Source organism: Pantoea sp. UBA4549 (genome assembly GCF_002387285.1).
Classification (GTDB): Bacteria; Pseudomonadota; Gammaproteobacteria; order Enterobacterales; family Enterobacteriaceae; genus Pantoea; species Pantoea borealis.
Genome location: NZ_DGLH01000014.1, coordinates 30,954 through 52,750 on the forward strand (window position 1 = coordinate 30,954; position 21,797 = coordinate 52,750).

Sequence of the window (21,797 nt, forward strand, 5' to 3'; positions counted from 1 at the left end):
GCGGATATCTTAGAGGAAAGCGGCTGAGTCTTAAATATGCAAAAGCCCCTGAGCGCATCAGGGGCCTGGTTTTTCAGCCGTCAGATCAGACGCTTTTTCCCGCAGAAACAATAATCTGCTGAAGATTATAAAGCGTGATAAGAGAATGGAGTTTATCTGTCACCCCCGAGAACAGCGGCGTACTTCCCTGCGCGCGTACCATCTCGCGCAGATGCACCAGCAGCGCCAGCCCGGCAGAGTCGACTCGCTCCAGAGCCGCGACATCAATGACGTTTATGTTCTGCATGACCGTTTCGCGCTGCTGCCATAGCGTCAGCAGCGTATCCCGATCAAGCTTGCCGCTCAGTACCAGCGTATCCGTACTGCGCTGCCAGCGTAACGATTCACTCATTATTGCTGTTTATCCAGTGTAATAGGTTGTGCCGCAGAGGTTTTCAGCTGGGCAGTGAGGCCATCAATGCCTTTAGTGCGCAGCAGATCGCTCCACTCATTCTGCTTGGTGGTGATCATACTGATCCCTTCTGCAATCATATCGTAGGCCTGCCATTTTCCGCTCTGGCTGTTTTTACGCCACTGAAAATCGAGACGCACCGGCGGGCGACCGTTAGGGTCAATAATGGTAACGCGAATAGCCACGATGTTGGCATCACCCAGCGGTTTCTCCGGCTGGATTTGATATGTCTGCCCATGATAAAGCGCCAGCGCCTGTCCATATGCCTGCGCCAGATAGTCACCGAATGCGGCAAAGTAGGCGTTGCGCTGTGCCGGCGTCGCTTCACGATAATAACGACCTAAAACCAGCGCGCCGGCATATTTAATCTGTACATAGGGCAGCAGCTCCTGACGCACAATCTCACGCAGATAATTGGGATCCTGCTTGATCTTTGGTTGTTCATTCTTTAGCCGGGTGAAGGTTTTGGCTGCAGCTTCATTCATTAGCGTGTATGGGTTACTTTGGTCCGTGTCCGCTGCTGTGGCTGCCAGGGGAGCGATTGCCAGCAAGGCAACCATCAGAAAACGTTTCAACATCGTGTTTTACCTCTCTGGATTATTCCGTTGTGGCAGGCGCAGGTGCACGCTCACCATCCTGTGACTGATTCTCTTTGCTGCCGTCGCCGCTTTTATACAGGAACTGACCAATCAGATCCTCAAGCACCAGGGCAGATTTAGTATCACGCAACGTTCCGCCATCTTTGAGCATAGCTGACCCGAGATCCGGGTCGTCAAAACCCAGATTCAGCGCCAGAAACTGTTCGCCCAGCAGCCCCTGCGTGCGAATGGCCAGTGAACTGGTATCCGGGATTTTATCCGCGTACTGTTCGCTGATATCCATGGTCACGCGCGGCGACAGGCTTTTATCATCCAGCGAAATATCTGTGACGCGGCCAATGACAACGCCGCCAATTTTTACCGGTGAACTGATTTTCAGCCCGCCAATATTGTCGAAGGTGGCGTACAGCTTCCATGTCGGTTCAGTGCCCAGCGATTTGAGATCGGCCACGCGCAGACTGAGAAACAGCAGCGCCACCAGCGCCGCCAGCATAAACACCCCTACCCAAATTTCATTTTTCTTGCTTTGCATTGCATCAGTTCCCAAACATCAGTGCGGTCAGCACAAAATCAAGCCCAAGCACCGCCAGTGAAGCGTGTACGACGGTACGCGTTGTTGCCCGGCTGATGCCTTCCGACGTCGGAATCGCATCGTAGCCGTTAAACAGCGCAATCCAGGTTACCGTGATGGCAAAAACTGCGCTCTTGATCAGGCAGTTAAGGACATCATTATGAAAATCTACCGCGCTTTGCATCGCGGACCAGAAAAAGCCGGGATCGATACCTTTCCAGCCCACGCCAACCAGCGCGCCACCGGCAATACCGACCGCAGTGAAAATCAGCGTCAGCAGCGGCATACTGATAAAACCCGCCCAGAAACGTGGCGAGACCACGCGCCGCAACGGATCAACCGCCATCATCTCCATGCTGGAAAGCTGCTCTGTGGCTTTCATCAGCCCAATCTCTGCCGTCAGCGCTGAGCCAGCGCGCCCCGCAAACAGCAGCGCCGTGACAACCGGTCCCAGTTCACGCAGCAGCGACAGCGCCACCAGCATGCCAAGACTGGTCTCTGCGCTGTAAGTGGTCAGCACTAAATACCCCTGCAGTCCCAGCACCATGCCAATAAACAGCCCGGACACCACAATAATCAGCAGCGAGAGTACGCCAACGCTGTAGAGTTGCTTGATCAGTAATGGCGCATGGCGACGAAAAGCGGGTTTTCCCACCAGCGCATGAAACAGCATCAGACCGGCCCGGCCAAAGGTCGCACAGCTGTTTATTCCCCGACGCCCGAACGACGCCAGTGCCTGTAACACCATGAGTTTACTCTCTCCCTGTCCGGGTCAAATCACTAAGATAGTCGCCGGCGGCGAAACGAAACGGCACCGGACCATCAGCATGCCCATCAATGAACTGGCGTACCCGCGGATCGGCATTCTCCTTCAGCTCCCGGGTGCTGCCTTCGGCAATGATTTTTTGCCCGGCAACAATATAGGCGTGATCGGCGATGCTCAGTACTTCAGGCACATCGTGTGACACCACAATACAGGTCACGCCCAGCGAGTGGTTCAGCTCATCAATCAGCTTAACCAGCACGCCCATGGTTATCGGATCCTGTCCGACAAACGGCTCATCGAACATAATAAGTTCGGGTTCCAGCGCAATGGCTCGCGCCAGCGCAGCGCGGCGTGCCATCCCGCCGGAGAGTTCTGCCGGCATAAGCTTCGCCGCGCCGCGCAGCCCTACGGCTTCAAGCTTCATCATTACCGTGCTGTGCAGCAGTTCCGGCGGCAACTGCGTGTGCTCGCGCAGTGGCCAGGCGACGTTTTCATAGACGTTAAGATCGGTAAACAGCGCGCCTGACTGAAACAGCATGCTCATTTTCTTACGGGCTTCATAGAGCCTGCGCCGTGACAGGCTGGGGATATTCTGTCCCTGAAACCAGATTTCGCCTTTGTCAGGCTGCAACTGACCGCCAATCAGGCGTAACAGCGTTGTTTTTCCGATACCGGAAGGCCCCATAATCGCGGTAACTTTGCCCGCCGGAACCGTAAGTGAAATATCATCGAATATCGTGCGATCGCCGCGGGTGAAACTCACTCCGCGCACCTCGACCAGATTCGTTTGCTGCTGAGTCATTATTACCTCGTTAAGCGGGTCGGGCGTAATAAATGGGGTGGATGGTAGCCTGGTACTCCGCAATTCACGATAGTTTTACAGAAACTTACCGGTTCAGTGTGGCGAAAACGGTCATTAAATTTACTTTTGTCGCTCAGAGAGTCAAAATCAGCGGCTGACTCCCCCGCGTCTCAGGTTTTTTTGCCGGCCAGGGTCCGCCGGCACCGTATCCACCAAGGATTTTTCATGTTTGTAGCTACCGCCCTGCTGTTTATCGGATTGCTGTTACTGGTTTACGGGGCCGATCGACTGGTCTTCAGCGCCGCCATTTTATGCCGATCGTTTGGTATTCCGCCGCTGATTATTGGCATGACGGTAGTGAGTATCGGCACATCTCTCCCGGAGCTGATTATCTCATTTTCAGCTGCGCAACATGGACAGATGGATTTAGCCGTGGGCACCGCGCTGGGCTCAAATATTACGAATATCCTGTTAATTCTGGGTGGCGCAGCGTTACTTCATCCTTTAACCGTACACTCCAATTTGATTCGGCGCGAACTTCCGCTACTGCTGCTGGTGTCTTTACTGAGCGGCATTATGCTGTTTGATAATTACCTGAGCCGGCTGGATGGAGTGGCGCTGCTGCTAATGGCGCTGTTCTATCTGCTGACGGTTATACGCATTGCCCGCCGCGCCGGGCATGACAACAGCGATACGCTCACCCGGGAGCAGCTGGCAGAGCTGCCGCGCGATGAAGCAGGTAACACGGTGGCTTTTCTCTGGCTGGCAGTCGCGCTGATTATATTGCCGATGTCGACCCGCATGGTCATCGACAATGCCACGGTTTTTGCTGACTATTTTGGCGTGAGCGAGCTGGTGATGGGCCTGACGCTTATCGCTGTAGGGACCAGTTTGCCGGAGCTGGCCACGGTGGTCGCAGGCGCACTGAAAGGTGAAGATGATATAGCAATTGGCAATCTGATCGGCGCCAATATTTTCAACCTGGCGATTGTTCTTGGCCTGCCCGCGCTGTTTCATCCGGGTGAGGTCAATCCGCTCGCGTTCAGCCGTGATTACTGGGTGATGCTGGGCGTCAGCGTGCTGTTTGCCCTGTTTTGTCTGCTGCGTAAACGGCGCGTAGGCCGGTTAGCAGGCACGCTGTTACTGAGCGGATTTCTTCTCTGGGTGCTATGGCTGTGGCTCAGCCCCACCCTTCTTACTGGCTATTAAGGATGCACTGATATGTCACAGCAGCAGGCAGAGTTTGATTTTCAGCAGGCGGGTAAAAAGGTTCTGCGCATCGAACGTGAAGGACTCGAACAGCTCGATCAGTATATTAATGACGATTTCAGCCGCGCCTGCCAGCTGCTTTATGCCTGCGCGGGTAAAGTTGTGGTGATGGGCATGGGCAAGTCAGGGCATATCGGTAAGAAAATGGCCGCGACCTTTGCCAGCACCGGCACCGCCTCCTTTTTTGTACATCCGGGCGAGGCGAGCCATGGCGACCTGGGTATGGTGAGCGCCAGCGATGTGGTCATTGCCATCTCAAACAGTGGCGAATCTGCCGAAATCCTGGCGCTGATCCCGGTGCTGAAGCGACAGAAAGTTCAGCTGATTTGTATGACCAGCCGGCCGGACAGCGCCATGGGCCGCGCGGCAGATGTTCATCTGTGTGTGAAAGTGCCCCAGGAAGCGTGTCCGCTTGGGCTGGCACCGACATCCAGCACCACGGCAACGCTGGTGATGGGCGATGCGCTGGCGGTGGCACTGCTTGAAGCGCGCGGTTTTACGCCAGAGGATTTTGCCCTGTCGCACCCTGGCGGCGCGCTGGGGCGTAAACTGCTGCTGCACGTCAGCGACATCATGCACAGCGGCGATGAAATTCCGCACGTTACGCGCGAGGCGTCCCTGCGTGATGCCCTGCTGGAGATCACGCGTAAAAACCTCGGTCTCACGGTAATTGTTGATGATTTAATGAAAATTGAAGGGATTTTTACCGATGGCGATCTGCGCCGTATCTTTGATATGGGCGTCGATTTTCAGTCAGCCCGTATTCAGGATGTTATGACGCGCGGCGGGATCCGCGTACGGCCTAATATGCTGGCGGTAGACGCTTTAAATCTGATGCAAAATAAAAACATCACCGCCGTACTGGTTGCCGATGAAGACCGGCTGCTGGGCGTCGTCCACATGCATGACATGCTGCGCGCTGGCGTAGTCTGAACAGGAAATGTAAATGAACGCTGAAAATGCGATGGTCGCCACCTGCTATGGCCCGGTCTCTGCTGAGGTTATGGCACGAGCAGCGCAAATTCGCCTGCTGATTTGTGATGTCGATGGCGTCATGTCAGACGGCCTGATCTATATGGGAAACAGCGGCGAAGAGCTGAAGGCGTTTAACGTACGCGACGGCTACGGTATACGCTGCCTGCTGACCTCCGGCATCGAAGTCGCTATTATAACCGGCCGTCGCGCGAAGCTGCTGGAAGATCGCTGTGAGACGCTGGGCATTACGCATCTTTACCAGGGACAATCAGATAAGCTTTTGGCGTGGCGTGAACTTCTGGATAAACTGTCACTGGACAGCACACAGGTGGCCTACATTGGTGACGATCTGATCGACTGGCCGGTTATGGCGCAGGCGGGTCTGAGTGTTGCCGTAGCGGATGCGCACCCGGTGTTGCTGCCGCGTGCCGACTATGTCACACGTATCAGCGGCGGACGCGGCGCGGTACGCGAAATATGCGACCTGATATTGCTGGCGCAGAATAAATTTGAGGATGCCAGAGGGCAATCAGTATGAGTAAAAGCAGGCGTTGGATAACGCTGATTCTGGCTCTGGTCGCGCTGATATTGATCGGCTGGAACCTGACGAATCAGGATGAGAGCGCCACGCCGTTGGCTTCAAACGATCAGGAGCCAACCTATACCAGCGCGAACTCTAATACCGTGGTATACAACCCAACGGGTGCACTGGCCTACAAGCTTGTCTCCGACAAAGTCACCTACTTTTCAGCGGATGAAGTCAGCTGGTTTGATCGTCCCGTCATGACGACCTTTGATGAAAACAAAGTGCCAACCTGGTCAGTACGGGCGGACAAAGCAAAGCTAACGAAAGATCGTATGCTTTACCTGTATGGCCATGTTGAAGTGCATACGCTGACGCAGGATTCTCAGCTGGAACGCATTATCACCGATAACGCGCAGGTCAACCTGGTGACCCAGGATGTGATGTCTGACGACCAGGTGACGTTATTTGGCCGCAGTTTTAACTCCACGGGCATGAAGATGCGCGGCAATTTGCGGACAAAAAACGCCGAACTGCTTGAAAAGGTCAAAACCTCTTATGAAATTCAAAATGAACAAAAATAGTGTTAATGCGCTGCTGCTCGGATCGCTGTTGATTGGCAGCCTGCCCGCCCTGGCTGTCACCGGCGATTCAGAGAAACCGGTCAATATCGACTCGGTTAATCAGGCGCTGGATCTGCAGGGCAACGTGGCGACCTTTACCGGCAACGTTATCGTCACGCAGGGTACGATTAAAATCACGGCCGATAAAGTGGTGGTGACCCGTCCCGGCGGCGACAGCAACAAAACGATTGTCGATGCCTATGGTAACCCGGCCACGTTTTATCAGATGCAGGACAACGGCAAGCCGGTTAAAGGCCATGCCGCTAAGCTGCACTATGAGCTGGCCAACGATTTTGTCGAGCTGACCGGCAACGCTTTCATTGAGCAGCAGGACAGCAATATCAAAGGCGATCGCATCACGTATCTGGTGAAAGAGCAGAAAATGCAGGCCTATAGTCAGGGTCAGAGCAAACGCGTCACTACGGTGCTGGTCCCTTCACAGCTGCAGGATAAAAACGGTTCCGCTGCAAACCCTAAAAAGAGTAACTGACCGATGGCAACTTTAGTCGCTGAAAATCTGGCCAAAGCGTATAAAGGCCGCCGCGTAGTGGAAGATGTCAGCCTGCAGGTTAAATCGGGCGAGATTGTCGGACTGCTGGGTCCCAACGGTGCCGGTAAGACCACGACGTTTTATATGGTGGTTGGCATTGTACCGCGCGATGCGGGCCGCATTATTATCGACGATGAAGATATCAGTATTCTGCCCCTGCATGCGCGGGCGCGGCGTGGTATCGGGTATCTGCCACAGGAAGCCTCTATTTTCCGTCGGCTGAGCGTCTACGACAATCTGATGGGCGTGCTGCAGATCCGTGACGATCTGACTGAAGAGCAGCGCCAGGATCGCGCCAATGAGCTGATGGAAGAGTTCCATATTGAACATCTGCGCAACAGCCTGGGCCAGGCGCTCTCCGGTGGCGAACGTCGCCGTGTGGAAATTGCACGCGCGCTGGCGGCCAATCCAAAATTTATTCTGCTGGATGAGCCGTTCGCCGGGGTTGACCCCATCTCCGTTATCGATATCAAAAAGATCATTGAGCATTTGCGTGACAGCGGCCTCGGTGTCCTGATCACCGATCACAACGTGCGTGAAACGCTGGCCGTCTGCGAGCGCGCCTATATTGTCAGCCAGGGCAATCTGATTGCACACGGTACGCCAGATGAAATTCTGGCAGATGAGCAGGTTAAGCGGGTTTATTTGGGCGAAGAGTTCAGACTCTGATAAGGTGTCGATCAACCCGATATTCGCTTAGGACATTCAAGCCGGATTATGAAGCAAGGTTTGCAACTCAGGTTCAGCCAACAGCTGGCGATGACCCCCCAGCTGCAACAGGCCATTCGCCTGCTGCAGCTCTCTACGCTTGAACTCCAGCAGGAGCTCCAGCTGGCGCTGGAGAGCAATCCGCTGCTTGAGCAGACCGATATTCATGATGAAGTGGACGCACGCGAAACGCAGGAAAGCGATACGTTAGATACCCGTGAGGCGCTGGAACAGAAAGAGATGCCTGACGAACTGCCGCTGGATGCGTCATGGGATGAAATTTACACCGCCGGTACCCCTTCCGGCACCGGAACTGATTATCAGGATGATGAGCTGCCGGTGTACCAGGGAGAAACCACGCAGTCGCTGCAGGATTACCTGATGTGGCAGGTGGAGCTGACACCGTTTACCGATACCGACCGCGCTATTGCGACATCCATTGTTGATGCGATCGACACCACCGGTTATCTCACCGTGACGCTGCAGGACATTTGCGACAGTATCGGCGACGATGAGCTGACGCTGGATGAAGTGGAAGCGGTGCTCAAACGCGTCCAGCGGTTTGACCCGGTTGGTGTAGGCGCGCGCGATCTGCGTGACTGTCTGCTGGTTCAGCTATCGCAATATGCGGCGGACGCTCCTATGCTAAAAGAGGCGCGCCTGATTGTCAGTGAACATCTTGATCTGCTGGCTAATCATGACTTCCGCAGCCTGATGCGGGTGACCCGCCTGAAGGAAGAGGTGCTGAAAGAGGCGATGCTGCTGATCCAGTCGCTCGATCCGCGCCCCGGGCAATCAATTAATACAGGTGAACCGGAATACGTTATTCCGGATGTGCTGGTACGCAAAGCGGGTGCACGCTGGGTGGTGGAACTGAACGCTGAAAGCCTGCCGCGCCTGAGAATTAATCAGCACTATGCCGCCATGGGCGGTTCAGCGCGCAGCGACAGCGACAGCCAGTTTATTCGGAATAACCTGCAGGAAGCGCGCTGGCTTATCAAAAGCCTGGAGAGTCGTAATGACACGCTGCTCAAAGTTACCCGCTGCATCGTTGCTCAGCAGCAGGCGTTTTTCGAGCAGGGCGAAGAGTATATGCGCCCGATGGTGCTGGCAGATATCGCGCAACAGGTCGATATGCATGAGTCCACCATCTCACGCGTGACCACGCAAAAATATCTGCACAGTCCGCGTGGCATTTTTGAGCTGAAATATTTTTTTTCCAGCCATGTCAGCACGGAAGGCGGCGGCGAAGCCTCTTCCACGGCCATTCGTGCGCTGGTAAAAAAACTGGTCGCGGCAGAAAATCCCGCAAAACCCTTGAGCGACAGCAAACTGACCGCCATGTTATCTGAACAGGGTATTATGGTAGCGCGACGTACGGTTGCGAAGTATCGCGAGTCTTTATCTATACCGCCATCAAACCAGCGTAAACAGCTGGTCTGACTGAACTAAGAAGGAAGACCTATGCAGCTAAACCTTACCGGACTCAATGTCGAAATCACTGACCCGCTGCGTGAATTTGTGAACAGCAAATTTGCCAAACTTGAACACTATTACGATCGTATTAATCAGGTTTATATTGTTCTGAAAGTGGAGAAAGTGACTCAGATTGCAGAGGCAACTCTGCATGTTAACGGCGGTGAGCTGCACGCCACAGCAGAAGCGGAAGATATGTACGCGGCCATTGACGGGCTGGTTGATAAGCTGGCACGTCAGCTGACCAAACACAAAGACAAACTGAAAAAACACTAACCTTCACGTTTGCAGAGCGCTGACCCGTTCAGTGCTCAGGGAAAAATGGGGCGGAAGAGCGCCCCGTTTTATCATCTGCGCAAACGCCAGCAGGGCCTTTCGCTCTGTGGCTATGTGAACTCGCAAGTGAAACCACGATGAACAACGATCTGACACTGGAATTGAGCTCGGTTCTGACGCCTGACTGCACCCGCAGCGGCGTACACTGCCAGAGTAAAAAACGCGCGCTGGAGATAATCAGCGAACTGGCGGCTAAGCAGCTCAATCTGCCGCACCAGACGCTTTTCGAAGCGATTCTGACCCGGGAGCGTATGGGCAGTACCGGCATTGGCAATGGCATTGCTATTCCGCATGGCAAACTGGAAGAGGATACGCTGCGGGCGGTTGGTGTGTTTATCAGCCTCGATCAGCCCATTGCCTTTGATGCGGTGGACAATCAGCCGGTCGACCTGCTGTTCGCTCTGCTGGTGCCCGCCGATCAGTGTAAGACGCACCTCCATACCCTGTCGCTGGTCGCAAAACGTCTGGCAGATAAGACGGTCTGCCGCCGCCTGCGCGCGGCGCAAAGCGATCAGGAGCTCTACGCCATTATCACAGAAGCTCAGGAAGCGCATTCGTAATCAGTACATAGCGTTACCGGTCTGCGAACCGGATAAAACAGGGGAGAATTGTGATGGTGCTGATGATCGTCAGTGGTCGATCAGGCTCAGGTAAATCAGTTGCGCTGCGTGCTCTGGAAGATATGGGCTTTTACTGTGTCGATAATCTGCCAGTAGTCCTGCTGCCGGAACTGGCTAATACGCTGACGGAGCGTAATATTTCAGCGGCGGTGAGTATTGATGTCCGTAATATGCCGGAGTCGCAGGAAGTCTTTGAGCTGGCGTTAAATAATCTGCCTGACTCTTTCTCTCCTCAGCTGCTGTTTCTGGATGCCGATCGCAATACGCTGATCCGGCGCTACAGCGATACCCGTCGTCTGCATCCGCTTTCCAGCAAAAACCTGTCGCTGGAAAGCGCCATTGATGAAGAGAACGATCTGCTGGAGCCGCTGCGCTCGCGTGCCGATCTGATTATTGATACCTCAGAGATGTCTGTGCATGAGCTGGCTGAGATGCTGCGTACGCGCCTGCTGGGCAAGCGCGAACGCGAACTCACGATGGTGTTTGAATCGTTTGGCTTTAAACACGGTATTCCGATTGACGCCGACTACGTGTTTGACGTGCGCTTTCTGCCTAATCCGCACTGGGATCCTAAGCTGCGTCCGATGACGGGCCTCGATCGACCGGTGGCGGCGTTTCTGGATCGGCATACGGAAGTGCACAATTTTATCTACCAGACGCGCAGCTATCTTGAGCTGTGGCTGCCGATGCTGGAAACCAACAACCGCAGCTATCTGACCGTCGCGATAGGCTGTACCGGCGGTAAACATCGCTCTGTGTATATTGCTGAGCAGCTGGCTGACTATTTCCGTTCGCGCGGTAAAAATGTGCAGTCGCGTCATCGCACACTGGAAAAGCGTAAATCATGACCGTAAAGCAAACTGTCGAAATCCGTAACAAGCTGGGCATGCACGCCCGCCCGGCGATGAAGCTGTTTGAGCTGGTGCAGAGTTTCGACGCTGATGTTCTGCTGCGCAATGAAGCGGGCACCGAGGCTGAGGCCAGCAGCGTCATTGCGCTGCTGATGCTGGATTCCGCGAAAGGCGGTCATATCGAAATTGAAGCCAACGGACCGCAGGAAACAGCGGCGCTGGCCGCCGTCATTGAACTGTTTGAAGCCGGTTTTGACGAAGAATAAATGCCTTAGTGCAGCTGGTAGCGATTCAGGAACCCCTCTCCTCCCAGCTGGCGCATCTGACGCATAATCCACTGCTGACGCTGACGGACATAGCCTGAAGGCGCATCCGCACGAAAGCGGATCGGGTTAGGCAATACCGCGGCCAGCAGGGCAGCCTCTGCAATCGTCAGGCGGCTGGCGGGCTTATGGAAATAGCGCTGCGCGGCAGCTTCAGCGCCAAAAATACCGGGGCCAAATTCAGCAATATTGAGGTAGACCGTAAGTATACGACGCTTGGTCCAGACGGTCTCAATGCCAACCGTCATGCCCGCTTCCAGCCCTTTACGCAGCCAGCTACGCCCGTCCCACAAAAAGAGATTTTTTGCCGTCTGCTGAGAAAGCGTTGACGCACCGCGCATACGCTCACCGCTATTGTTGTCCAGCACCTGCTGAATGGCACCGACGTCAAATCCCCAGTGTTCCGGGAATTTCTGGTCTTCGGCGGCAATTACTGCCAGCGCCATCCACGGAGAGATCTTATCCATGCTGGTCCAGTCTGAATGCGCTACATAATCCGTTTTTCCCTGCAGCCATGCGCCTGCCTGCCGTTCTGCCATAACAGCGGAAAAGGGCACGGGTAAGAAAGCGAAAATAACAATCCCCCCTATCCAGAGGGCTGCCCATACCAGCAGGCATCTGGCGATCAGTGATGTAAACCGGCTGAACCGCTTTCGTTTGTTTTTTTTCATAGTCTCTTCCTGTATCCCTTCCCTGTATTAATTAATCACTCTGGTCATGATTGCGCCCTGTGCTCATCGTTATACCCGCTTTCATACTGCCAGCCGGTTTCGGAAGATAAAAAAGCGTTCAGAGCGGGCCGAGGTTCTTCTGCTGATACCCTGAAACATCAATGACTTCCATTTATAAGGAATCGGTTCCATGCATAAAAAACACTCAACCTGATCTTCAGGAGGCAGTTAACCTGTACTAATAGTCATGTAAATCAGACTTTCATTTATCTTAACATTGGCGGGAAATAGCTTAGGCTTTTTTGACTATCGTCTGTTATGAGATCGGTTTCAGACACATTTTATGCTGCCCGACGCCGCAATCCCCCGCTAATTCTCCGTAAATCAAATTTTACAGTCTGGCTGGCGTATTTTTCAAAATAGCCGATCTGGAAGTTTACTAACCTGCTTTCCAAAACGTTTCGGATAAACAGAACATCTGTAGGCTATTTTTATTACAAAACAAAGGCATAAACATTATTTACTCTAAAACAATCGGCTATCTTCTCGCTATCAGTGCTTTCACAGACTCACCTGATTGAGCTGGCGAAAAAACAGTCAAAACGGCTTCATATTGGTTAAATAGCAAACAAATCAGCAGGGAAATTGATTCCCTGCTTGACAGTGTTATCAAATTAATGTTTTCTGTAGCGGAACGTTGTTCAACATCACACAATTTAATGAATCTTGTCGCGCAGGCTGGCAAATTTGCTAAGGTGATTTTGTAACGTTAACCAATACCTGACAGCTGCTTTTTACTTCAACTAACCATAACAGCAGCAGTCGCTTTTTCCCTGGTGTTGGCGCAGTATTCGCGCACCCCGGTTTCGACCGGGGTCATTTTTTTTAGTGCTTCTGCTTTTCCCGCTCAGCAACCCATTCGCGCAGAACAGCCACATCCTGGCGCCACTCCTGCCTGAGTTCATCGATCCACTCCTGCACGTTGTCCCACCATGCCGGCAATTCCGGCGACTGAATCTGTTTTGCCAGCGCCTGCAGATGCAACAAGCCTACCGAGCCTGCAGCACCTTTAATTTTATGCCCTTCTTCAGCAATACCTTTTTGATCGCGCGCCATCATGTTGGAATCAAGAACATCAAGATAACCCGGCATCATCTGCTCAAACATCGTCAGGCTTTGCGTAATTAAGTCAGGCCCTACCAGCTCGATATACTGCTCCAGCATCGCTACATCCAGCAGCATGCGCGACTGCGTATCAGCGACAGGCATATCTGTCTCTTGTGCCTCGCCCTGATAATCCCAGAACTTTTTGATCACTGCCGTCAGCGCCGGTACCGCCAGTGGTTTACTTAATACGTCATCCATGCCGGCATCGAGATACTCTTTTTTATCTTTGAGCACGTTAGCCGTCAGCGCGACCAGCGGCGGCAGCTGCACGCCGTTGTGCTGCTGATGAATAGCGCGCGCAACGTCCAGCCCGGTCATATCCGGCAGCTGGATATCCAGCAGTACCAGGTCAAACTCCTGCGGATCAAACAGGCTCAGTGCATCATGCCCATTCATTGCGACCTCAACGCTGCAGCCAAGCTTCTCCAGCACTGAGCGGGCAACAATCACGTTAAGTTCAATATCCTCCACCAGCAGGACGTGCAGCGCCGGCAGCGGCAGGCTGTCATCCAGATCGGCATCTTCCACTTCGTCAGCCACGCGCGGGGCGTTAACTTCAACCACAAAACAGGAGCCCTTACCCGGCGCGCTGCTGACGGTGATATCACCGCCCATTGCCTGCGCCAGGCGACGCGATACCGCCAGCCCGATACCGGTGCCGGTTGCGGGCTTACCGCCGTGCTGATCTTTAACCTGATAATACATGGCAAAGATTTTGTCCTGCTCCTCCTGCGGGATGCCCATTCCTGAGTCCTGAACTTCAAAACGCAGCGTTTCATTCGCGCTATACGCGACCCGCACGACAATTTCTCCCTCGCGGGTGAATTTCACGGCGTTGCCAATCAGGTTCCACAGGATCTGCCGTAAACGGGTGCCGTCAGCCAGAATTTTATGCGGCAGCGGCAGCGCAGGCTGCATAACAAATTTCAGATCTTTCGGCTGGGCCAGCAGGCCGGATAAGTTTTCGAGATCGGCAAGGAAACCGGTGAAATCAAGCGGCTGGTTATCCAGCTGGACTTTGCGCCGCTCAATTTTGTCCACCTCAATCACATCGTTAAAAATATTGCCCAGCGTAATAGCAGAAACGTGGATGGTTTTCAGGTACTTCAGCTGCTCCTGGCTAAGCTCCGTATCCAGCAGGATACGGCTCAGGCCCACAATGCCGTTCAGCGGCGTGCGCAGCTCGTGACTGATGGTCGAAATAAAGGTGGTTTTCTCCCGGCTGGCGTTCTCCAGCGCGTCCTGATAGCGCTTACGTTCAGTGATATCGCGCCCGAACCCCATCAGCCCGCTGCGTTTGCCCACCCGATCGTAATAGGGCACTTTGCGGATCTCAAAACAGGCTTTGCGCCCATCCGGGTATTGCAGCCACTGCTCGTAGGTGAGTGATACATTATGGCGAAACACTTTTTCATCTGTTTCCAGCACTTTAGTTGCTGCTTCATCGTCATAAATATCGCGCGGCGTCAGTCCGATAAGTTGTTTTTCACTTAACCCGGTCAGCAGCTCCATGGCGCGGTTGCAGCCGGAAAACTGTTTGTCGATATTGCGGTAGAAGACCAGATCGGGCGACGCATCCAGAAATGAGCGCAGGAACGAGGATTGCTGCTCCAGCTCAATCTGCGCCTGCTCGCGGCGCGCCATCTCTTCACGCAGCTTATCCATCACCTGTTTACGCGCCTCTTCAGCGCTGATGCGATCGCTGATCTCCTGATTCAGCTGCGTGATGGTCTGTTTCATCTGCTGGTTAAGTTCGAGATCGCGCGTGCGCATCTCTTCCAGCTTATCAACCAGCTTTGACAGCCGCTGACGCGAATCCTCAAGCTGATCGACCACAACCGACAGGAAATAGACCGCCCAGGGGGTAATAAGCAGGCCGAAGAAGACCGAGCGCACCACGTCGATACTTTCCACATGCCCGCGCAGTACCATGGTTACCGCCATCTGGACAATCATCGCCAGCACCACCAGCGCTGATGCCAGGAGCAGTGAAAAGCGTACCAGACCGAGTTTGACCATCAGGTCGACATAATATTGAGCTAACAGACGAATTTGTTTCATGGCAGATCCCCTGAACGAATGGCGCCATCATAACGTAATTAGCCTGTAACTGCCCGGGCTGACCGGGATATTGCGCCTGTTTCACGCCCCATAATAGTGCATCTGCGTCCGGTTTCTGCCGCATCTGGCGCACACTGAGTAAAGCACTTGACTAATTTGCACAGGTGAATAATCTGAAAGGCCGTCTGTGCGCAGCTAAGCGTCAGACCTGATTGCTTTCTTTATCTTGTGGCAGCTGATTCCTCAGCATAGTGCCACCCTCCTTCATTGCATATCAATTCATATTTAATGAACTTTTACTCAATCAATTTCTGATTAATTTTACTTATACAGATGTGAATTTAATTCAAAACAGACGCCATAAGAAAAACAGATACATGAAATGCCAGCTTGCACAGTTACGATATTTTATGCTGCCATAAGCGATTGTACCAGCAGGGAGAGGTAATATCGCCGCCTGCAGATAGTGAGACGGCTCACACTTAGCAGGGGTTTAATTTAGCGATTATTGACATAAATTTACTCTTAAAATCAATAAAATTCATGCAGTTATGCCATTTTTACTGCAGATATATGGCTCAGCGCTGGCTATTTGACCTCTGTGCGCTTTCCCGATAAGTTGAAATTCCGCTGGATGCTTTCCAGTCGGGACTGTGTCTCGACATATCTATGCAGCAAGAAGACTCCCTCTGGATGCAAGTTATCTCCCGTTAGAGACCGGATTGAAGAGCAACTCATCAAGGACGTTATACCCGGATCCTGAGAGTCATTGCTCGGTGTTGCGACGCCCGCGCTTAATGCGGAAAAAACCAGTGATACAGCACGCGTCAGCGCTCTGTGCCTGAAACAGAACAGGCAATGTCTAAAGCAGTTTAAGGAGACTCTCAATGTCCACGCAAAAACCTCATTCCTATGGTTTGTACGATCCGGCCGCAGGCAGCGATAGTTGTGGTGTAGGTTTTATTACCCGCAAGGACGGCGAGCAGACACATGACATTCTGCAGATGGCGCATAGCGCACTCTGTACCGTGCCGCATCGCGGCGGGATGTCCGCAGAGGGTGTCGGTGATGGTGCCGGCATTAACGTCGATCTTTCGCTTAACTTTTTCCGTAAATTAACCGGTCAGGCGCTGGAAGCTGGCCAGTTTGGCGTCGGCAACTTTTTTGTGCCGAAAGATGCCACGCTGCGGGCTAATGCGGAACGCCTGGTTGAAGAGACCCTGGCCGCATGGAATTTCCCGGTGCTGCTAAAGCGCGACATGCCGCTGGATAACAGCGTGACACGCCCTGCCGCCGTGGCTTTTCAGCTGCCGATTGTGCAGTGGGTTTTTGCCGCACCGCCTGCGTTAACGAATCAGACTGAATTTGAACGGCAGATCTACCGGGCGCTGCTGGATATCGAAGCGCGCGCGTTTACCGAAAGTGAGTTTGGCGGCCTCTATCCGCTCTCACTCTCTTCACGCACGCAGGTGTTTAAAGCGCGTCTGAACTCCAACGAAGTGATCCCCTACTTCAAAGATCTTACCGACAGCGATCACCAGGTGCGCGGGCTCTTTTTCCATACCCGCTTCTCTACCAATACCGATCCCCACACCACTATGGCACAGCCGTTCCGCCTGATGGCGCATAACGGAGAGCTGAATACCGATCGTAAAAACCGCATTGCGGAAGCCGCACTGATGCTGGCGCGGGGTAAAAAAATTGTCCGTCCTAAAGGCCAGTCTGACAGCTCGCGTCTTGACCAGAGCATTCACAGCCGCCTGATGGAAGATGATCTCGACCTGATCACCGCCGTGGTCTCTATGATGCCTCCGGCGTGGGAGAATGACAGTTCACTCTCCGCTGACGTGCGTGCGATGCTGGAGTACTTTTCACTGTATGAAGAGAAAAATGATGGCCCGGCCGCGCTGATTTTTGGCAACGGCGAGGTGATTGGTGCACGTCTGGACCGCCTGGGCCTGCGTCCGCTGCGTTCAGTGGAAACCGCTGATTATATCGGCGCCATGTCAGAAGCGGGCCAGATTGCGTTTCCGCCAGAAAGCGTGCTGCGTCGCGGCCGCATCGAAGCGGGCGGCATGCTCTATTACGATCACAAAGAAAAGCGCGCCTATACCACGACTGAAGCGCTGGAAAAACTGGCGGCTGCAAAAGATTACCGTGCCCTGCTGCAGGCGGCACGCGTTGAGCTGCACGAGCTGCCGGAAATTCCGGCCGAGAAGCTTGGCTCTCCGCTGCGCTATCGCGGCGATCTCAAAACCTATCAGCGTTTTGTTGCTTACTACTACAACCAGGAAAGCTTCAAGTTCATGATGGATCCGATGCTGCAAACCGGTGCTGAAAAGATCTCAGCAATGGGTTACGGCAACGCCATCAACGGCCTTTCCGATCATGAAGGCGGCATGGCGCACTACTTCTCGCAGCGTTTTGCGCAGGTGACTAACCCGCCGCTCGACTCTATCCGTGAAGCGGATGGCATGACGCTGCGCGTGGCGCTGGGGGCTAAACCGCACCTTGGCCGCAGCAAAGGCCAGCAGATTATTGTTCCCAGTCCGATCCTGACCCACCTTGATATGCTGCGCCTGCGCGAGCAGAACGTGGCACCCTATGCGCGTTTTGAAATGCTCTATGAGCCGGTGACAGGCAAAGATATCGTCAGCCGCGCCGCTAACGCCAGCGCGCTGGAAAAAGCGATCGACAATCTGGCTCAGCAGGTGGTGGATTTCGCCCGCGCGCAGGGCGGCATTGCCGTTATCACCGATCGTCATGTTTCAACCACGCATGCCGCCATGCCGATGCTGCTGGTGATCTCCGCCATTAACCAGCGTCTGGTGCAGGAAGGGCTGCGTCTGGATGTCTCTCTGGTGGTCGAGAGCGGTCAGAGCATCTCATCGCACCATATCGCCGCCACGCTGGGCTTTGGTGCTTCTGCCGTCTACCCGCTGGGCGTGCAGATGCGCGCAGAAGAGAAATTTGGTGAAGGCGAAGAGGGTAACAAGGCGTTCAGGCGCTATGCCAAAGCCGCTGAAAAAGCATTGATGAAAACCATGGGCAAAGTGGGCCTCTGCACCGTTGAGAGCTACAGCTGCGGTGAGTTCTTTGAGCCGAATTTTCTCGATACTGAAGATCCGGTGCTGAAAAAATATTTCCCGAATATTAAAACCCCGGTGGGGGGTGCAGGCTTCCCGGCCATCGCCCAGATGGCGGTAGACTGGCATCAAAGCGCGCTGAAAATTCAGGGTGAAGCGGAAGTGCCGCTGCTTGGCCTGTTCAAAGAGCGGGCGGAAGGTGCTGGTCACTCCTATGGCACCATCGCCGTGCGGACCTTCATCGATATGACGGAACAGCCGATCCGCTTTACCGATAAAGCGCGCGAAGAGGATAATTTTATCCGTCTGATGACGCTCGCCAGACTGGAGAACGCGTTTGGCATTAAAGCGGACAGCTTTAAAGAGAGCAGCTTTGAGCGCATCCCGAATGCGGTCATCGATACTTTTGCCATCACGCCGGATTACCGCCAGTTCTCCAGCCTGATGCATGCCGAGCGTAAACGCCGTCCGGCCGCCCTGCGCGACATTCTTGCCCTGCCCTGCGATCTGACTCACGTGGACAGTGAAGCGGAGTTTGGCCGCAAGCTGGGCCGCTATTCACTGGTTAACAATGGCTTCGCCATCCGTGGCCTGCAGTGTCAGGCCGTCGCGGGCAGCCTGAACCAGTTTGAGCTGCGCCTGATCGACGCGATTGCCGGTCTGAAGCCAGAGCAGGAGCGTCTGGCAGCGCTGGCGCGCGCGCTCAGCACCCGTTTCCGGGATGACATTGAGAGCAGCAGAGTAGAAGAGAATGTGCTGCACATTACCGCCTATGGTAAGGCCGCAGAGTATCTGGCAAAAATCTTCACGGCGCTGCCTTCGCTGCCGCTGGAGGAGATCCAGCCGGCACACGAAATCACCCGCACCTTCGCCTCCGGTGCGATGAGCCACGGTGCGCTGGTGGCGCCCGCGCATGAAGCCGTCGCGCACGGCACCAACATGGTGGGCGGCATGAGTAACTGTGGTGAAGGCGGTGAGCACTATTCGCGTCACGGTACGATTCGCGCTTCACGCATCAAACAGCTGGCATCAGGACGTTTTGGCGTCTGGGCGGCCTATCTGGCCGATCCAATGCTGGAAGAGCTGGAGATCAAAATTGGTCAGGGTGCAAAACCTGGTGAGGGCGGTCAGCTGCCGGCGCCTAAGGTCACGGTAGAGATTGCTGCCGCCCGCGGCGGTACGCCGGGTGTAGAGCTGGTGTCGCCTCCGCCTCATCATGACACCTACTCTATTGAAGATCTGGCACAGCTGATCCACGACTGCAAAGCTGCGCGCGTGCGCGTTATTGTCAAACTGGTCTCCTCAGAGGGCATCGGCACCATTGCCGTTGGCGTGGCCAAAGCCGGCGCCGACGTGATTAACGTGGCAGGTAATACTGGCGGAACCGGTGCGGCATCGGTAACCAGCCTGAAATATACCGGCCGCGTGGCGGAAATCGGTATTGCTGAGGTGCATCAGGCGCTGTGCGCCAATGGCCTGCGCGACAAAGTACAGCTGCGCTGCTCCGGCGCGCAGCAGACCGGCAGCGACGTTATCAAGTCTGCGCTGCTGGGCGGCGACAGCTTTGAGTTTGGTACCACGGCCCTGATGATGCTGAAGTGTGTCATGGCGAAGAACTGCAATGTGAAATGCCCGGCAGGCCTGACCACTAATGCTGAAGCTTTTGATGGCGATCCGCGTCAGCTGGCACAGTACTTCATTAACGTGGCTCAGGAAGTGCGTGAGTTTCTTGCCCGCCTCGGCCTGCGCTCGCTGCGTGAAGCGCGTGGCCGTGCGGATCTGCTGCACCTGATGGATCACCCGCTGGAAGTGGGCAAACTCGATCTGCGCGCCATGCTGACGGTGGTACCGGAACAGAAAATCGCGCATCCGGTCTATCTGGAAAAAGATTTCACGCTCGACGATGGCTGGGTCACAGAAGTGACGTCGCAGCTGATTGAACAGGCAGGCCGTGAGGTTACCCTGGGCAACGGCGTGACGCTGAACAACCGCAACAAAAGCGTCGGCGGACAGCTGGCTATCGATATTGAGCGGCTGCTGAACCATACGCTGCCTGCTGAGCAGCGTGCCGTGCTGCCGGCAGTACTGAAAGACGACCGCGGGCGTCACTACCTGGCGCCACGCACCGTGCACATCCATACCCAGGGCGCAGCCGGACAGTCATTCGGAGCGTTCTGCAACGACGGTATGCTGATGCAGCACTATGGCACCTGCAACGATGGCGTAGGCAAAGGCCAGTGCGGCGGTGAACTGGTGGTCATGTCACCCGGCGGCGGCGCGCAGGATAGCGACGGCAACGTGCTGATCGGCAACTTTGCGCTGTTTGGCGCAACCGGTGGCCGGCTGTTTGTGCAGGGCCAGGCAGGCGATCGCTTCGCGGTACGCAACTCCGGCGCCACTGCCGTAGTGGAAGGCGTGGGCGATTTCTGCTGCGAATATATGACCAACGGCGCCATCCTTAACCTCGGCACGTTTGGCAAAGGCTTTGGCAACGGCATGAGTGGCGGTTTCGCTTACCAGTATGATCCGTATGGCAACCTTGCCGGCCATGCGGCGGGAGACTCCGTACTGTTTGGTTCCATTGCGGATGACAACGAGATGGCGCGCGTGCATAAGCAGGCGGTACTGACCATGCTGAACTGGCATCTGGAAGCGACGCGTTCACCGCGCGCGGCCTGGCTGCTGGCGAACTGGGAGAGCGAATGCCAGCACTTTGTTTACGTCATGCCGCGTTCGCTGCTGCTCTACCAGGATGGCGGCGAGATCCTGAAAGCAAAATCACGCAAAGACCTGCTGGAAGAGCTGTCAACCTCGCTGGCTGCGCATCAGGTAGCCAAATTCAAAGCGGCGTGGCGCAGCGGCAAAACCATTGCTGACGGGGCCGTGCCCGCCTACGGTGCAACCGATACACAGGAGATGTTTGTCCTGCTTAACAACTACACCGTGCTGAGTTTTGCGCAGCAGCTGGCGCTGGGCAAGCTGCCGAAAGGCACCGCAGTGGAAGATCCGGCAGTTGAAAAAGCCGTACGCAACCTGCTGATGACTGAGGACTTCTCGCTGGTCAGCAAGCTGCAGCGGCACGCCCGTGCGGCGATTGAGAGCTACAGCGATGATGAGCTGGCAAGCCTGATCGCGGCAAAACGCATGGCGGATTACAAAGCGGCTTTAACGCAGCGTAATATCCGTTCCATGGATAGTCTGGCGACCTATGGCTGGATCATTTATCAGGATGCGCGCCATCGCGATGTGCTGGGTCACCTGCCGGACTTTGAAGAGCTGTTTGCCCGTGCGGCGCTCCCGGAGATTGCGGCGGCGGTCGGAAAACTTTCCTGATCGCGTCAGCCCGGCATTTGAGCCTTAAGAGTGAAC

At 54.7% G+C, this 21,797-nt stretch carries 19 protein-coding genes; 12 read left to right on the forward strand and 7 right to left on the reverse strand.

Annotation, left to right across the window (positions count from 1 at the left end):
* Positions 1-85: 85 nt before the first annotated feature.
* The 5 genes from mlaB to mlaF are packed head-to-tail and all read right to left on the reverse strand — an operon-like array spanning position 86 to position 3,189.
* Positions 86-391: a lipid asymmetry maintenance protein MlaB gene (gene mlaB, locus B3041_RS13795; RefSeq protein WP_065650284.1), complete on the reverse strand. Its 306-nt coding sequence runs from the start codon at positions 389-391 to the stop codon at positions 86-88.
* A complete protein-coding gene (gene mlaC, locus B3041_RS13800; RefSeq protein WP_065650285.1) occupies positions 391-1,029 on the reverse strand; it encodes a phospholipid-binding protein MlaC in 639 nt (212 codons plus the stop codon). Before mlaC ends, mlaB begins: the two co-directional genes overlap by 1 nt.
* 19 nt (positions 1,030-1,048) lie before the next feature.
* Positions 1,049-1,582 (reverse strand): outer membrane lipid asymmetry maintenance protein MlaD, encoded by a 534-nt coding sequence (mlaD, locus tag B3041_RS13805; protein ID WP_065650286.1) that lies wholly within the window; start codon positions 1,580-1,582, stop codon positions 1,049-1,051.
* Positions 1,583-1,586: 4 nt separating this feature from the next.
* Positions 1,587-2,369, reverse strand: coding sequence for a lipid asymmetry maintenance ABC transporter permease subunit MlaE (mlaE, locus tag B3041_RS13810; RefSeq protein ID WP_065650287.1), 783 nt, complete (start codon positions 2,367-2,369; stop codon positions 1,587-1,589).
* A gap of 4 nt (positions 2,370-2,373) precedes the next feature.
* Entirely contained in the window at positions 2,374-3,189 is an 816-nt protein-coding gene (gene mlaF / locus B3041_RS13815) for a phospholipid ABC transporter ATP-binding protein MlaF (RefSeq protein WP_065650288.1), read from the reverse strand.
* A gap of 225 nt (positions 3,190-3,414) precedes the next feature.
* Between mlaF and B3041_RS13820 the strand changes: the two genes are divergently transcribed.
* From B3041_RS13820 to npr, 11 genes are all read left to right on the forward strand, one after another.
* Positions 3,415-4,398 carry a calcium/sodium antiporter gene (locus B3041_RS13820; protein WP_065650289.1) on the forward strand — a complete coding sequence of 328 codons (984 nt, stop codon included), beginning with the start codon at positions 3,415-3,417 and terminating at the stop codon, positions 4,396-4,398.
* A gap of 12 nt (positions 4,399-4,410) precedes the next feature.
* Positions 4,411-5,391, forward strand: a complete 981-nt coding sequence (gene kdsD, locus B3041_RS13825; protein ID WP_065650290.1) for an arabinose-5-phosphate isomerase KdsD — start codon at positions 4,411-4,413, stop codon at positions 5,389-5,391.
* A 13-nt stretch (positions 5,392-5,404) separates the two neighbouring features.
* The gene (kdsC, locus tag B3041_RS13830) at positions 5,405-5,971 is read left to right on the forward strand and encodes a 3-deoxy-manno-octulosonate-8-phosphatase KdsC (RefSeq protein WP_065650291.1); all 567 of its coding nucleotides are present in this window, start codon (positions 5,405-5,407) and stop codon (positions 5,969-5,971) included.
* Positions 5,968-6,540, forward strand: a complete 573-nt coding sequence (lptC, locus tag B3041_RS13835) for an LPS export ABC transporter periplasmic protein LptC (RefSeq protein WP_065650292.1) — start codon at positions 5,968-5,970, stop codon at positions 6,538-6,540. Before kdsC ends, lptC begins: the two co-directional genes overlap by 4 nt.
* Positions 6,515-7,069: a lipopolysaccharide ABC transporter substrate-binding protein LptA gene (gene lptA / locus B3041_RS13840; protein WP_065650293.1), complete on the forward strand. Its 555-nt coding sequence runs from the start codon at positions 6,515-6,517 to the stop codon at positions 7,067-7,069. The genes lptC and lptA overlap by 26 nt, the downstream gene beginning before the upstream one ends.
* Before the next feature lie 3 nt (positions 7,070-7,072).
* A complete protein-coding gene (gene lptB, locus B3041_RS13845; RefSeq protein ID WP_039382204.1) occupies positions 7,073-7,798 on the forward strand; it encodes an LPS export ABC transporter ATP-binding protein in 726 nt (241 codons plus the stop codon).
* A gap of 48 nt (positions 7,799-7,846) precedes the next feature.
* Positions 7,847-9,280 (forward strand): RNA polymerase factor sigma-54, encoded by a 1,434-nt coding sequence (rpoN, locus tag B3041_RS13850; protein WP_065650294.1) that lies wholly within the window; start codon positions 7,847-7,849, stop codon positions 9,278-9,280.
* A gap of 21 nt (positions 9,281-9,301) precedes the next feature.
* Positions 9,302-9,589 (forward strand): ribosome hibernation promoting factor, encoded by a 288-nt coding sequence (hpf, locus tag B3041_RS13855; protein ID WP_065650295.1) that lies wholly within the window; start codon positions 9,302-9,304, stop codon positions 9,587-9,589.
* A 137-nt stretch (positions 9,590-9,726) separates the two neighbouring features.
* A complete protein-coding gene (gene ptsN / locus B3041_RS13860; protein WP_039382195.1) occupies positions 9,727-10,209 on the forward strand; it encodes a PTS IIA-like nitrogen regulatory protein PtsN in 483 nt (160 codons plus the stop codon).
* 53 nt (positions 10,210-10,262) lie between these two features.
* A complete protein-coding gene (rapZ, locus tag B3041_RS13865; protein WP_039382191.1) occupies positions 10,263-11,117 on the forward strand; it encodes an RNase adapter RapZ in 855 nt (284 codons plus the stop codon).
* A complete protein-coding gene (gene npr / locus B3041_RS13870; protein ID WP_292975852.1) occupies positions 11,114-11,386 on the forward strand; it encodes a PTS phosphocarrier protein NPr in 273 nt (90 codons plus the stop codon). The genes rapZ and npr overlap by 4 nt, the downstream gene beginning before the upstream one ends.
* 5 nt (positions 11,387-11,391) lie before the next feature.
* Here the strand turns inward: npr and mtgA are convergent, their stop codons facing one another.
* Positions 11,392-12,114, reverse strand: coding sequence for a monofunctional biosynthetic peptidoglycan transglycosylase (mtgA, locus tag B3041_RS13875; RefSeq protein ID WP_292975855.1), 723 nt, complete (start codon positions 12,112-12,114; stop codon positions 11,392-11,394).
* Between the two features lie 885 nt (positions 12,115-12,999).
* The gene (gene arcB, locus B3041_RS13880) at positions 13,000-15,342 is read right to left on the reverse strand and encodes an aerobic respiration two-component sensor histidine kinase ArcB (protein ID WP_292975858.1); all 2,343 of its coding nucleotides are present in this window, start codon (positions 15,340-15,342) and stop codon (positions 13,000-13,002) included.
* A gap of 887 nt (positions 15,343-16,229) precedes the next feature.
* On the opposite strand from arcB, the gene B3041_RS13885 reads away from it, so the two are divergent.
* Entirely contained in the window at positions 16,230-21,761 is a 5,532-nt protein-coding gene (locus B3041_RS13885; protein ID WP_292975861.1) for a glutamate synthase-related protein, read from the forward strand.
* The last annotated feature ends 36 nt before the right edge of the window (positions 21,762-21,797 follow it).

Coding starts and splice junctions, on each gene's coding strand:
- mlaB (WP_065650284.1), bottom strand. CDS start 391: ATGAGTGAATCGTTACGCTGGCAGCGCAGTACGGATACGCTGGTACTG.
- mlaC (WP_065650285.1), bottom strand. CDS start 1,029: ATGTTGAAACGTTTTCTGATGGTTGCCTTGCTGGCAATCGCTCCCCTG.
- mlaD (WP_065650286.1), bottom strand. CDS start 1,582: ATGCAAAGCAAGAAAAATGAAATTTGGGTAGGGGTGTTTATGCTGGCG.
- mlaE (WP_065650287.1), bottom strand. CDS start 2,369: ATGGTGTTACAGGCACTGGCGTCGTTCGGGCGTCGGGGAATAAACAGC.
- mlaF (WP_065650288.1), bottom strand. CDS start 3,189: ATGACTCAGCAGCAAACGAATCTGGTCGAGGTGCGCGGAGTGAGTTTC.
- B3041_RS13820 (WP_065650289.1), top strand. CDS start 3,415: ATGTTTGTAGCTACCGCCCTGCTGTTTATCGGATTGCTGTTACTGGTT.
- kdsD (WP_065650290.1), top strand. CDS start 4,411: ATGTCACAGCAGCAGGCAGAGTTTGATTTTCAGCAGGCGGGTAAAAAG.
- kdsC (WP_065650291.1), top strand. CDS start 5,405: ATGAACGCTGAAAATGCGATGGTCGCCACCTGCTATGGCCCGGTCTCT.
- lptC (WP_065650292.1), top strand. CDS start 5,968: ATGAGTAAAAGCAGGCGTTGGATAACGCTGATTCTGGCTCTGGTCGCG.
- lptA (WP_065650293.1), top strand. CDS start 6,515: ATGAAATTCAAAATGAACAAAAATAGTGTTAATGCGCTGCTGCTCGGA.
- lptB (WP_039382204.1), top strand. CDS start 7,073: ATGGCAACTTTAGTCGCTGAAAATCTGGCCAAAGCGTATAAAGGCCGC.
- rpoN (WP_065650294.1), top strand. CDS start 7,847: ATGAAGCAAGGTTTGCAACTCAGGTTCAGCCAACAGCTGGCGATGACC.
- hpf (WP_065650295.1), top strand. CDS start 9,302: ATGCAGCTAAACCTTACCGGACTCAATGTCGAAATCACTGACCCGCTG.
- ptsN (WP_039382195.1), top strand. CDS start 9,727: ATGAACAACGATCTGACACTGGAATTGAGCTCGGTTCTGACGCCTGAC.
- rapZ (WP_039382191.1), top strand. CDS start 10,263: ATGGTGCTGATGATCGTCAGTGGTCGATCAGGCTCAGGTAAATCAGTT.
- npr (WP_292975852.1), top strand. CDS start 11,114: ATGACCGTAAAGCAAACTGTCGAAATCCGTAACAAGCTGGGCATGCAC.
- mtgA (WP_292975855.1), bottom strand. CDS start 12,114: ATGAAAAAAAACAAACGAAAGCGGTTCAGCCGGTTTACATCACTGATC.
- arcB (WP_292975858.1), bottom strand. CDS start 15,342: ATGAAACAAATTCGTCTGTTAGCTCAATATTATGTCGACCTGATGGTC.
- B3041_RS13885 (WP_292975861.1), top strand. CDS start 16,230: ATGTCCACGCAAAAACCTCATTCCTATGGTTTGTACGATCCGGCCGCA.